General features: G+C 59.1%; 11 protein-coding genes and 1 CRISPR repeat array. Of the genes, 2 read left to right on the top strand and 9 right to left on the bottom strand.

Translation table 11 applies throughout. The features are described from left to right. Window positions 1-7: 7 nt before the first annotated feature. Window positions 8-1,747: direct repeats of the CRISPR family, unit length 30 nt; unit sequence CCTTCGACCCCACAAGGGTCCGTCTGAAAC. Between the two features lie 112 nt (window positions 1,748-1,859). From cas2 to BSG09_RS18945, 9 genes are all read right to left on the bottom strand, one after another. Then, window positions 1,860-2,123: a CRISPR-associated endonuclease Cas2 gene (gene cas2, locus BSG09_RS18985; RefSeq protein ID WP_092935928.1), complete on the bottom strand. Its 264-nt coding sequence runs from the start codon at window positions 2,121-2,123 to the stop codon at window positions 1,860-1,862. A gap of 2 nt (window positions 2,124-2,125) precedes the next feature. Continuing rightward, entirely contained in the window at window positions 2,126-3,118 is a 993-nt protein-coding gene (gene cas1b, locus BSG09_RS18980; protein ID WP_092935926.1) for a type I-B CRISPR-associated endonuclease Cas1b, read from the bottom strand. A 2-nt stretch (window positions 3,119-3,120) separates the two neighbouring features. Further along, window positions 3,121-3,681, bottom strand: coding sequence for a CRISPR-associated protein Cas4 (locus BSG09_RS18975; RefSeq protein ID WP_092935924.1), 561 nt, complete (start codon window positions 3,679-3,681; stop codon window positions 3,121-3,123). Continuing rightward, window positions 3,678-6,257, bottom strand: coding sequence for a CRISPR-associated endonuclease Cas3'' (locus tag BSG09_RS18970; RefSeq protein ID WP_092935922.1), 2,580 nt, complete (start codon window positions 6,255-6,257; stop codon window positions 3,678-3,680). Before BSG09_RS18970 ends, BSG09_RS18975 begins: the two co-directional genes overlap by 4 nt. Beyond that, on the bottom strand, window positions 6,257-7,045 hold the full coding sequence (gene cas5b / locus BSG09_RS18965) for a type I-B CRISPR-associated protein Cas5b (protein WP_092935920.1): 789 nt from the start codon (window positions 7,043-7,045) through the stop codon (window positions 6,257-6,259). Before cas5b ends, BSG09_RS18970 begins: the two co-directional genes overlap by 1 nt. Before the next feature lie 3 nt (window positions 7,046-7,048). Continuing rightward, window positions 7,049-8,104 carry a type I-B CRISPR-associated protein Cas7/Csh2 gene (gene cas7b / locus BSG09_RS18960; protein WP_092935918.1) on the bottom strand — a complete coding sequence of 352 codons (1,056 nt, stop codon included), beginning with the start codon at window positions 8,102-8,104 and terminating at the stop codon, window positions 7,049-7,051. After that, on the bottom strand, window positions 8,097-10,229 hold the full coding sequence (cas8b, locus tag BSG09_RS18955) for a type I-B CRISPR-associated protein Cas8b/Csh1 (protein WP_092935916.1): 2,133 nt from the start codon (window positions 10,227-10,229) through the stop codon (window positions 8,097-8,099). The genes cas7b and cas8b overlap by 8 nt, the downstream gene beginning before the upstream one ends. After that, window positions 10,222-11,028, bottom strand: coding sequence for a CRISPR-associated endoribonuclease Cas6 (gene cas6, locus BSG09_RS18950; protein WP_092935914.1), 807 nt, complete (start codon window positions 11,026-11,028; stop codon window positions 10,222-10,224). The genes cas8b and cas6 overlap by 8 nt, the downstream gene beginning before the upstream one ends. 505 nt (window positions 11,029-11,533) lie before the next feature. Beyond that, window positions 11,534-11,776: a winged helix-turn-helix transcriptional regulator gene (locus tag BSG09_RS18945; protein WP_223174772.1), complete on the bottom strand. Its 243-nt coding sequence runs from the start codon at window positions 11,774-11,776 to the stop codon at window positions 11,534-11,536. Window positions 11,777-11,950: 174 nt separating this feature from the next. Between BSG09_RS18945 and BSG09_RS18940 the strand changes: the two genes are divergently transcribed. Further along, entirely contained in the window at window positions 11,951-12,256 is a 306-nt protein-coding gene (locus BSG09_RS18940; protein WP_092935910.1) for a hypothetical protein, read from the top strand. Beyond that, a partial coding sequence (locus BSG09_RS18935; protein ID WP_092935908.1) for a hypothetical protein occupies window positions 12,253-12,778 on the top strand: 526 nt, incomplete at its 3' end. The genes BSG09_RS18940 and BSG09_RS18935, both read left to right, overlap by 4 nt.

The following is a 12,778-nucleotide window of genomic DNA, read 5'->3' as shown; positions in this document are numbered from 1 at the left end:
CAGTCCCCCTTCGACCCCACAAGGGTCCGTCTGAAACGAGAGCCTGGGAATGGGGAAACATGGACTGCAAGCCCTTCGACCCCACAAGGGTCCGTCTGAAACTGTCCCCACCGACAGGGTACTCGTTTCCACATTCTCCTTCGACCCCACAAGGGTCCGTCTGAAACGACCTGGGTCGTCGTCTCGTCGAGGAGGTCGTCGAGCCTTCGACCCCACAAGGGTCCGTCTGAAACGAGTCCTCGAGGAGGTCCACGAGATCGGCGTGATCACCCTTCGACCCCACAAGGGTCCGTCTGAAACACCCACATTCAGCATCCTGCTATGAGTTCTCGATTCCCTTCGACCCCACAAGGGTCCGTCTGAAACTTGATCGGCGACTCGTCTTCCTCGGCTTCGATTTTCCTTCGACCCCACAAGGGTCCGTCTGAAACTCGAGACGTCGAGCGCACGGCGGGTGCTTTCCCAGCCCCTTCGACCCCACAAGGGTCCGTCTGAAACATGTATATCAGGAAATGATGCCGTGGATGTAGGCCTCCCTTCGACCCCACAAGGGTCCGTCTGAAACCGAGGCGCGAAGTCCGGGACGTCATCGCCGCCCACCTTCGACCCCACAAGGGTCCGTCTGAAACTCGAGACTGTCGGCGAGCGTGATCGGCTTGCCCTCCCTTCGACCCCACAAGGGTCCGTCTGAAACGTTACGTTTGTCCACTCCGTATCAGAGTCCGCATATTCCTTCGACCCCACAAGGGTCCGTCTGAAACTTGACGATCTTCCCGACGCGCCACAGCATCGGATCCTTCGACCCCACAAGGGTCCGTCTGAAACCGTAGTCGGCGCTGTCCCCTCGCTCCTCGGCGGCGTCCTTCGACCCCACAAGGGTCCGTCTGAAACTCCGTGTTACGGACAAGACATACAACGAACAGGAGCACCTTCGACCCCACAAGGGTCCGTCTGAAACCATGCGAGACGTCCTCGGCAAGTGGATCGAGGGAGACCTTCGACCCCACAAGGGTCCGTCTGAAACCGACGGGTCAAAATCCGGGTTGTCTGCGTGTTCGTTCCTTCGACCCCACAAGGGTCCGTCTGAAACCTGGATCGTCCTCCCACTGGTCGCGGTGGTATCGACACCTTCGACCCCACAAGGGTCCGTCTGAAACTGTCGCTCACGATCGTGTTTGCCGCCGCGGTCGCCCCTTCGACCCCACAAGGGTCCGTCTGAAACGCCTCGCCGCCAGCGACACGTTCAACCTCCCAGTTCTCCTTCGACCCCACAAGGGTCCGTCTGAAACATTGCCTTTGCCTGTCTCGAGTGCCGTACCGAGCGACCTTCGACCCCACAAGGGTCCGTCTGAAACGATTCGCTCAGTGGGTCAATAGAGCCGTCTGAACGCCTTCGACCCCACAAGGGTCCGTCTGAAACCGCGTGTGGTGACACTTCATCCGACTCCTGTCTGTCCTTCGACCCCACAAGGGTCCGTCTGAAACGCCAACTCTCGAATGTCTTCGTCGTAGTAGCTGCGCCTTCGACCCCACAAGGGTCCGTCTGAAACAATCAGACGTATACGGAACTCTGTCAACTCATTCTCCTTCGACCCCACAAGGGTCCGTCTGAAACCGAACCCGCAGGCGCTAATCAAAATCGGTGATTCGCCTTCGACCCCACAAGGGTCCGTCTGAAACTAGCGGATCAACTTGGGAAGTCGAACCAAGCGATTCGCCTTCGACCCCACAAGGGTCCGTCTGAAACCATGGCCGGTTAGACCACGTAAATAGCTCTATTGACTGTTTACACTTCATCGTTTCCGTCGACCTGCGATAACCTCTGTACCCCCAGGGGTCGATGGAACAACCGAGGACAGTCAGAGGAACTGATCGTCTGCGGCAGGATCGTCACCAAAGACGGTTCTCTCGACCATCTTTTCAGAGGAGACGTGGTAGATGATAGTTGATTCTCCGGATTTGAGTATTTCGTCGACGCCGGATCGGATCTTTTTGAGGTCGCCTTTGGTCACATCTCCTTCAAGTACGGAGTTTTGCACGTGTGTGAGATATCTGCGGAGGAACTTCAGCATCTTGTGAGTACGATCGGCTTCCATGTCGTAGACCACAACAATGTAGACCACACTCACCACCACCGTTGGAACGGGACGTACTCCTCGCCGGTCAGGAGGTGTTTTTTCAGTTTGTACGCTTCGACACGAAGGAGATACTGGTAGCTCACCTTCTTTCCCAAGTCCGGGTGGTCAATCGTCTCGTCGAGAGTCTCCTCGTATGCTTTCGAGTAGGTCTTTCGGCCGCCTTCGTTCAGGAGACAGGAGTTCATGTCGTCTTCAAAGTCGTCGATAGTTAGCTGGCCGCGGTTGACGAGTCTGAAAATGATCCGATCGGCCAGCAGCGGCTTGAACAGGTCAGCAATGTCCAGCGCTAGCGAGTACCGTCGTTCGCCGGGTTCGTGAAGGTAACTGACCGTCGGGTCTAGTGCAGTCGCACGGATCGCCGAGACGACGTTCGCGTAGACCAGCGAGTTGCCAAAGGAAATCAGGCTGTTGACCTCGTTGTTCGGTGGGTTGTACTGTCTGCCGCCGAAAACGAACCCCTCGGGAAGGATGTCGTCGAAGGTCGAATAGTACGCCTTTCGAGCGCGCGCTTCGACACCCATCGTCTCGTCGATCGTCCCCATTCTGTCGAGCGACGCCCGCGCATCCTCCAGTTCCTCCAGCACATGCTCAAAGTCGTGTCCACGCCCATTGTAGTAGGTGACGTTCGAGCGCATGTTGTGGATACTGCCGTCGACGAATGCCTTCGCAAGCTCGAGGCGGTGGTCCGGATCGTCGTAGGCTCGGACCTGATCGACAATCGTCTGACCGGAGGTTTGGCCCCGCTTTGGCATGATCGAGCCAGCGTAGTGGTCGTGCCAGCCGAAGACGTGGACTGCGACTCCTTCCTGATTGAGAAAGGAGACGAAACGAGTGTTGTAGTCGATCTGGCCATGGAGGAAGATCGCCTCGGCGTTCTCGATCGGGAGATACTTTTTCTCGCCGTCGTCGGTGACGACACGCACCGTGTCGTCTTGGCGTTCGATCCGTCCGTCGGAAAACACGTGGTAGTTGTCGTTCATGATCAACAGCTCCAGCAGAAATCGTGATAGGCACACGAGTCACAGACCGGCTTCTCTTCGGCCGGTGGCGGCGATTCTGCGCTGACGACCTCACAGATTCCACGGATAGCCGATTCGACCTCGGCGCTGGTTTCCGGAGTCAGTTCGATCGTCTCGCGTCGTTTCTCTGTCGGATGTGCCAGGACGCCGGTCTTCTCGACGCCGGTGACCCGATCGAGATACCAGAGGTAAAACAGCAGTTGCAACCGCGCTGGTTCGGTCATCGACGACGAGGGTTTGACCTCTAAGATTTCACCGCTGTCCAGTACGTCGATCGCGATGATCCCGTCGACACGAACGTCCCGGCGCTTGTCGGCGTATGCCGAGTCGTCCACATCGCTCCCGCGGACGATCGCTGGCGTGTCGCGATCGATCTCCACGTCGCGGCTGAGGAACCAGAGTTCACGCTCACAGACGACGTAGTACTGGAACATGACGCCGGTCAGTCGGAAGGGGAGTTCGGCGGTCTCGTCTCTGGCAGCGTCGAGAAACCGGTCGACGGGGTCGGCCGACGAGTCGGTCATAGAAACCGATCGTCGACGCTTGGCTCGTCCACAGCGAGACCCTTCGTCGTGTCGAAGTACGAGGTTCCCTGTGGCCGCCTGAGTACACGGAGGTCGGTATCACCAAGCGGTTCGAGGTGTCGAGCTGTCTCGGCCTCGGACGAGTCTTGGCTGTAGATCGGAAGCGAAACGGTGATGTCCTTAGCTTCGTCGCGACGGTTGCCGAAGGCGTCGTAGTCGAATTCTCTCACGGCCGACTCCATCGCATCGACAAGCTCTCGGTCGGCGTCCGTTCGGCAGACGATCACGTCCACGCTCTCGCGCTGGCCGATCAGTGAGAGTGTCCCGAGTTCGTCTGCTTTCGCCTCGTCGACCCACTCGACGTACTGTGGTGATCCTGGATTCCGGCCAGCGACGAGTCCGTAGTAGTGTTGAACGGCCTCGCGGGTCATCGTCCGCTCGGCGACGGTTCCATCGTTCGCGCCGATCGCGTCGAGCGTTCTGGAAGTCAGTGAGATCGTACTCACTCCCTCGGAGTCGTAGACGGCTTGTGCTGGAGTCTTGGTCGTGCCCGCTGGTGGAGCGAGCCACCAGAGCGTCACGATCCCGCGGTCGCGCTCGAACGATCGGTTACACCGACCCGCCGCCTGAACGACGCTATCGATCGGTGCGATGTCGCGGTACACTCGATCGAAGCTGATGTCTACCCCGGCCTCGATGAGCTGCGTCGACACCGCCACGAGCGGAACGTCGCGCTCGGTGAGTCGCTTCGTCGCTTCGATGAGCACGAGGCGGTCGTGCGGGCGAAGGCGAGTCGAGAGGTGGACGAGTGCCCGTTCGTTCGAACCGAGCGTCGCCTCGACCCGTTTGACGAGAGCGTCCACGTCAGCTCCGTCATCGTCGAGTTCCAACTCGAGACACCGACCAACGTCGACGACCGCTTCGCGTTCCTCGATCGCATCCGTGAGTTTGGTGGCGCTGTCGATGGTGTTACAGATCGCGAGTACCGACTCGGTCTCGCCGGTCTCGTTAAGGATCGTCCGGCCAGCAGTCTCATAGTCTACTGTCGCGTCGGTGTCGTCGAACGCGAGTACAGAATCGTGAATGTCGTACTCGACTCGTTCGAAGTGATCGAAGTATCTATCCACGTCGTTGACCAGTTCGAACGCGTCGTCGAACAGGGCTTGAGACGCCGCATCCTCGTCGTTTGCCGCCGGCTGGGTCGCAGTCATCGCGATGATCGTCGCGTCGTACTCTTCCGTGAGGATCGTCGTGATCCGGCGGACGAGCTTCCACCACTCCATTGGCAACGCCTGGGGCTCGTCCAGCACGATCACGGAATCGTACAGCGCCGGCAGTTTCATCGACTGGGTGTTGCTCGGGCCAACGAGGCTCTCAAAGAGTTGGACGAACGTCGTGAGCGTCATTCCGGAGCGCCAGCTCTCGGCGACCATCTCCGCGAGTCGGGCATGCTCGTCGGGATCGTCATCCGGATCACCGAGTTTCGTTACCGTCTCGGCCAAGTGGTGGTGGATCGTCAACAGGTCGTCTCGAGCGTCGGTGTCGAATACGTCCGTGAGTTCGTCGGCAACCTGATCGATGACGGAGGTAAAGGGCAATGCGTAGACGACCCGTTTATTCTCGCTTCGGAGCGCGAGAGCAGCATTGAGACCGGTCAGCGTCTTTCCCATTCCGGTTGGTAGTGTCAGCGTTGCAATCGACGTATCCGAGTCGCGGAACTGCTCGACACCGTTGAGTACGTCGTCTCTCGCCTCGTCACGGAGCGTATCGAGAGCGTCTTCCTGACTGTCTTCGTCGGTATCTCCTCCCAGGTCGGCGATGTACTCGGAGAGCGTACGAGCGTCCGGTTCGGACGCGTCGAGATTGCCGTCTTCGATACCGGCAGCCACCGTTTTGTCGGCGAGAATCAGTCCACTCCAAAGCTGGAGAAGCAGTTCGTAGAACTTGTCGGAAGGTGCCGAGCGGTCGTTACCGAAACCGAACATGGAGACGTGTTCGTAGACGGTCTCGAACAGGGAGTCGTCCTCCTCGTCGACCTCTTCGGCGAATTCATCCCACGATCCATTACCATCGGTGGCGTCAGAGACGAACGATCGCGCGAATTCCCGGCGATGGTCGTCGACGTTCGCTACCTGTTCGACTAGGATTCGCTGGCGTTCGTTACTCGCCTCGCTCGTGTTGTCGAACCGAGATACTTTTTCGACGTATTCCTCCGTATCGGGGAGGCGACCGTGGTGTTTCGCGAGTGCGACGAAGGCCGCGAGACAGTCCTCGCTGTCGTAGCCCAGCCGGTCGAGGACGTAGTACCCGAGATAGGCCCCGAACAGGGAGTGGTTCGTCCGCTTACTGGTGTCTCGCACGTCAACCACGTACTCCTGAAACCACGTCGTCGCCTTCCCGAAGTCGTGACATCGTGCCACGATCGCCGTCATCTCAGTGAGCGGGTCGCCGCCGATCGTCGTTGCGTCCGCGGAGACGACGGATTCCACCCGTTTAGCTACCTCGTTCAGGTGATCGAGGAGCAACGTCGCCTCGTCGCCGTCCTCGGCAGGATGAGAGATCGGCGCATCCACCATCAGGTGAACACCACGGTTCGGTCATCGACTGAGTATGTCGACAGGTCAGCGAACGTGAGCGAGCCACCGTCCGGGTTGTAGGCGTAGGAGACGAACGCGCTGGTCGTCCGACCACCGTCGTCGCGTTCCATGAACGCGGGCGTCTGCTCGATCTGGTAGCGCGTCTCCGGCTCGGGAACGATCGAGTCGACGGCTTCGGGGACGGTCGAGTCGATAGTAACCGTCTCACCGCCGGGCCCCTGCTCGATCGAGAACTCACCGTGGTAGTCGACTGTCGCCAAGTACTCAGAGAGACCAAGGCTCGGAACGTAGTACGACTTCCCCGACTCGAGCAGCGAGCGTAGTTGGTCGTACCGCTCGTCGTCGGCGAGCCACACGTCGATCCGGTAGGCAGGATCGACGAGGACCTCGTAGTTGTGTTGCTGTCGGGGCTTGGACGGATCGGGGAGCTTGATCGAAAGTTTCCCGCGGGGGTTCAGCGACGCCAGATGTTCGTCGGCGGTCGAGAGCGTGTTCATCGGTAGCTTCATCGTCCGCAGTTCGCTCGTCGGTTCGATTGCGACCAGCGACTCGCCCGGGGCGAACAGATCGTAATAGCCGTCGCGTTCGATGCCCAGCATCGCGGCGATCAAGCCGGCGACAGTCGTCCGCGGGATGACCCGATACGTCTGTTTCACGATGTTACCCTCGATACGCCGGAAGTGCCCCCAGGGCCCGCTGACGGTAAACGACAGGCACGTCTCAGCGCCATCGGGGAGCCCCGACGCGGCCGGTGCGTGCTCGGTCACAGGTCACTCCTCCGGGGCGGTCGCCTTCGCGTCCTCGTACACGTCGATCACGCGGACGGCTTCGCTCCCGACGGCCGATTCGAGGGCGTCGTAGAGCAACTCGTGGCCGCCCGTATCACCGTCGATGGAGACCTCGAGGACATCGCTGGCGACGACATGGACGGTGTCGATCCGATCGGATGCACCCTCGAGTCGCTCGAGCAGTGCTGTCACGTCGACACAGATATCGCGGACGTTCCGGAGTTCCTCGACAGGGTTAGATTCCTCACTGTTGAGCTCGAGGTCCTGATCGAGCCCGCCGAGATGGAAGCTCTCGTCGGCGTACTCGACTCTGAGGTAGAGCCGGGGTTCCTGTCCGACCTTGCTCCGGCTGATCGTCTGATTCTTCAGCGCACGCCAGCACAGCGTATCCAGCCGCCGCACGTCCCGATCCGACAGGAGCGTGTCCTCGGCCCCGTGTTCGTCGACGAGCCCGTGGAATCCGATGAACGCGTACTGGATCCGGTGGTCGTCGAGGTCGAACCCGCCCTGTGCCTTGTCGTCGCCGGTTGCGATGACGCTGGTGAGGCTGTTGTACTCCTCGTTTTCCATAACTCGGTGGAGCGACTTGCCAGGTGAGAACTGGACGGGACCAGTGAAGTGATCCGGGAGGTGATCGACTTTCTCGTCGTCCATGTCGACGCTCATCGTCGCGCCGAAGTAGCGAACGTCGGCGCTGTTTTCGAGGAACTGACTGAAGACAGCGTTCTCGATGTCATCCTCGTCGACATCGTCGAGGTCGATATCCTTGAGCCGGTCCTCGAGGAGGTCCTCGCGGGTCGCCTGATCGCCGTCGTCTTCCTTGACGTTGCGAATGTAGACGCCGTGGCCGTCGTCCTGTAATTGATCCCGCAGGTATCGCTTGAGTCGAACGTCGGTAACGATCGCCTGATCCGTATGGGGGTCGATTCGCGGTCGGTTCGCGCCGCTGAGGGGGTTGCCGTTGGGGTTCGCGTCGACTGCGTCGTACGCGAAGACGATCTCGGATCTGTTCGAGACAGTGGGGTAGTGTTCACTCATTGGTATCGGGGGATTCGTCGGTGGTTTCGTCGTCGGTTTCGTCGTCGGTCGTTGCGTCGTCCTCGTTCGTCGATCGGTCGTTCATGCCGTAGGTCAAGCCGAGGGCATAGTAGAAGCGCAGATCGTCGGTGCTGATCTCCCAGCCCGACGGATCGTTTCCAGCCATGGTTTCGACGATGGCGTTCGTGACTTCCTTGTACATCGTCGAGTTGATGTTCGATCCTTTCTTGGCCAGCTCCCGAGAGTAGACGACGTCTTTGTCGATTACCTCCTGGGTGATGCGCTTGATCTTGGTTTTGGTCATCGACTTGATCGGGTACTGGTCGATGACAGTCGTAGACCGGTCGTGGTAGCCCTGCTGGTAGGTACCGACTTGGCCGACGAGCGTGCCAAGCAGGAACGCACCCTTCCGCTCGGGGTCGTCTAGACCGTCAGTCTGTTCGATGAACGATTCGAGCTTCTCAGTGCGATCGAGGGCGGCCGTGCCGCCGTCGGTTCGCGCGTGTTCTGGTTCCATGGTGTCGTAATCGGGACCGTCGATCAGTGTCGATTCGGCATCGCCGGCGTCCGTCGTGACGAGATCGGCGTTTTCGAGCGCGCACAACTGTGCGAACTGGGAGGCGATCAGGAGTTCCGGCACGTCGTCGCCGTCTCGATCGAGCAGTCGCTCGACGTAGGCGCTGACGAGTTGGGTCCGCGGTACGGGGTCGCCGGCAAGTATCGAGACGTGGACATCGATTCGCTCGTCGTCGACCGTCGCATCGGTGTCCTCGTCAGTGAAGGGGAACGTCCGGTAAAGATAGGCTCCCGATCCGACCATCTCTCGGAAGTCCTGATACGTGGTAAGCGACCACTCCTTATGGGAGGGCATCGGTGGTGTTCGATCCCCGTTTCTGTCGTCGTTCTCGTCGAAGACCCAACTTTCCGTGATCTGTTCGTGTCGCTCCCCGACCGCAGTCGGGTAGTGGATCCGCCCGTTCAGCGTCTCTCCGTACACGTCGAAGCGGGACATCTGGTGTTTCATGACTGCTGCGACGTAAAACCGCAGTCGGCCCTCGGAATTCGCTTCGTGATCTCCCAACTCGTCGTAGAGCGTCTGGACCGGACCCATGTCGTCGGCCTGTGTGACGCTGTGAAGGGCCGCGTACAGGTTGTAGGTTTCCGCAGGCGTCGGTCGACCGAGGAAGTACGGGAGGTAGTACACGTCGGCGTTGAACGTCCGGTAGGAACAGGCGTCGACGAACTCCTCGGCGTTCATCAGCGTGACTGCCCCGTCTTCGGAGATGGGGTGGCTCCGCCACGCTTCGTCCGGATCTAATCCCGGGAACTTCTCCATCTGCTTGCCGAGGAAGTAGTTGAGCGGATCCTCCGCAGTGCCGACGGTTCGGGTGCGCTCACCGCTGATCAGATCGGTGGCCTGGCCAGCGGAGTTCGTCGCCTGTCCCTTCGAGACCAGTTTCGAGAGCTTCCGTGCACGCATCGCCTCGTTGAACACTGGCACGTCGCCGGGCCACTCGTAGTCCGCACCCGCTTCTCGTCGAACCTGTACGGTTAGGAGTGCCGTAGTCGAACCGCCGAGTTCGGCCTTGACTGCAGACCGGATTCGGTCGAGGTTCGATTCCTCATCGCCGACGGTTGCTAGCCCGCGAATGACTTCTCCATCCGGGTGTTCGTCGGCAACATCCTGAACGATATCGTCAGTCGCCCACTTGGTCAGGCGCTCGCAGGCGTAGCGGGCCAACTTCTCAGAATCGCTGTTGCGTCCCGAGCGGTGAGTAACGCTGTGGTCAATCCCGCGCGCGGCGTTGTACTTGCAGTGGGCGACTTTCTGGACGAGGTCGTCGGTGTACTGAGTGATCTTGACGGGTTCATCTGCGTCAAGTGTAGGTTGGTCGTCGGAGAGATCGACCCGGACGACGATTAGGCTCTCTTCCGCGCCGATCAGGTCGTTGGCCTGGTCGGGTGTCAGATACGCCGCGTAGTCACCGCCACCGGCCGTCGCCAGCGTGTAGAGGCGGCCGTAGAGGTGCTGGATGTCTCGAAGCGACGAGATTGGTCGCTCCGGGAGTTCGCCCTCCAATTTCTCGGGCTGGTACTCGTCGTAGAACTCGTCAGGATCAAGCATCGACGCGCTCCCTCCGGCCCGATCGCTGGTCCTCTTTCTCGGTGATGTTGACGAACCCGAACCCGAGCGAGTTTCGCTCGCCGATACCGGTGTCGAGCGCGAGATTCAGGTGGCGTCGGTGGTGGTCGTCGCGGACGGTGTAGTCGAACCGCCATTTGCTCAACACCCATGTCTCGCGTTGGCCCTGTGTCACGGTTACTGGGATCGAGAACGTCTTGATAAGGTCTGCCCCGTCGAACAGATCGCCGTCGGTCTCGGACGGGCCGGGCAGGTAGTCGGGACAAAACAGGTCGTGTTTCTTGTCGAGGTTGTTTTCAATCTGGTTGCGGAACGGCTCCATCGTATGTTGGGGCCGCCAGAACTCTGCCTCGTCGTGGTCGGTGTCGATGCCGTACTCCTCAAAGCGCCACGGCGGAATCCGAACCAGTACACCTGTTCCCGTCTCGATCGTGCCCGACGTGCCCGGTTCGCCTACGTCGGTCGCCAGCCCGTTGACCGAATCAACGTGGAAGGGCATCTCGCCGATATTTAACTCCCGGTCGTCTTTGAGATCGGCCGCGACGTTGGCGAGTAGTTCTTCGTGCGGCGACGCTACGAGTAACGTTCGCTCGTCGCCCTCCCGCATATCTCCCGGAGGGAACGGATTGCTGTATGTAAATCCCTTCGGTCGATCCTCGTCGTGTATTTCGTCGTATTCGGTCCCGTCAAGCGCGTTCCAGATTCGGCCTCGAAGCTTGTGGTGATACGTATTATCGTAGGCCGTGTCCGCACGTGCTCGCAGGTGTGCTATCACTCGCATTCGTGTATCTCCCTATTCCATGTCATTATGTCATTGCGATATTCTAACTAATCGTATCATGATAAATGTGATTGTAATAGAGTGACACTCAGTATTCTTGGAACTTCTATGAAGACCTCGACTCTGCACGTTTATATGTGGGCGTCGTCAGAGGCGTACAGAACCGCTGAAGACAGAGATTTCTGATAGCGTTTTGTCGATGCTTCCTGTTGGGATCACCAATCTGGTGCGGGTACTGGCGGAAACGACGGCTGCAATCGAGGTACAGAGCAATTGGTCGTCTTCCGAGACGGTTGAAAACAGATGTTTTAGATCCTTTATCGAACTCACTCATAAACGTGCAGAGCCGAGTAAATCATTAAAAAATGGTCTTGTGGCCGGTTGGGGGATGTCGTTCATTGGCTTGAGGTGATGCTCACAGTAGTTTCAGTGTAAGGACTTTGAGCTATGTCAAAATAGTGACTTGATATCGAATCGTGCCTCGAGGTCTGACAGCGGCTGCTGGTCACTCATCGTGATCGCTCTCTGGTACTTCGTCTTCGTTGATCTCATAGATGCCATGCCCCAGTGGCTTGACGATATCGTCCTGTTTCAGACGCCCAAGTCGCTCTCGGACGTACTGTGAAGAGTAGCCCGCTTCTTCGGCGATAAGCGGTGCATTTGCACGCCCTTCGCGAAGCACGTTAAGGATCGCCCAATCAGCATCGCGCATATCGTCTGCGTCCATGGATTTGGTTGCTATACTCATCGGTGTATGATAAGTTGATGGCAATGGCCAAAAACCTACTGGTGATAACCTACAACCAATAGGTTTAATAGATTGGCTGATAGAGTAGTAGCTGTGAGGCGCAGGGGGCTGGGAAAACCGATTCTCGGCCGGGTGCTGGAACACCCGACCTGCGTCCTCCGTGCTAGAAGGACAATGAGTGTTCAACCGCGAACCCACGAAACGGTTTCGGAAGCACAGACCACCGACCCACGTTCCGACTACATTTCCGTCGGCATCGACAACGAGGGCGCACACCACGTCTACCGGACGACCGACGAGTCTGTTCACGTTATCGAGAACGGCGAGCGCACCGTCCGCTACGACCTTGAGGACGTCGAGAAGACGATCGACGACTGGATCGACTACATCGCCAACCGTCGCGGCGGCTTCGACGTGCAGTACCTGTTCAAGACGATGGCTGACGCGATCGTCGGCGCTGTCGAGGTGGGCGACCAATGACGTTCGTCAACGATCACGAAGCTGTCGCAAAGCGTGCCGAACAACTCGAGTGCGAAGGCGCTCGCGAGATGCGCCTGCGAGCGGAGGCCCGCGCCGTCGCCGGCTACGAACCGGGAGACATTGAAGCGACCGACGGCTCAGAGATCATTATCGCCGACGACGATAGCCGAGGCTACAATTTCGAGACCGAGGACGGAATTCTACTCATCAATGCCGATAACGATCCACGTCTCGCAACTGATGGCGGCTGTGACCAGTCCACCGAACCGACCGTCGAATTCGTGTTCGAGTACACGATGATCAACGGCCGTCGCCGACGAGTGATGGTTGTCCCCGATACTGGTGGCGAAGCCTGGCGGATCGAACATGAACGTCGCAACAGCAATTGGAGAGAAACGGGTCGCGAACCGATTACCGAGGTTGACCTTCACGTACAGGGATGTCCCAGCGAGCGCGATTCCAGTGAACTCGAGCACCAGAGACAGTCTGCCGTGCCCGATGGCGGCCACATGAACCGTGAGA

The sequence above is a fragment of the Natrinema hispanicum genome (assembly GCF_900111485.1).
GTDB lineage: Archaea > Halobacteriota > Halobacteria > Halobacteriales > Natrialbaceae > Natrinema > Natrinema hispanicum_A.
Note: the sequence above shows the minus strand (reverse complement) of the source record. Positions and strands in the feature narration are given on the sequence as shown.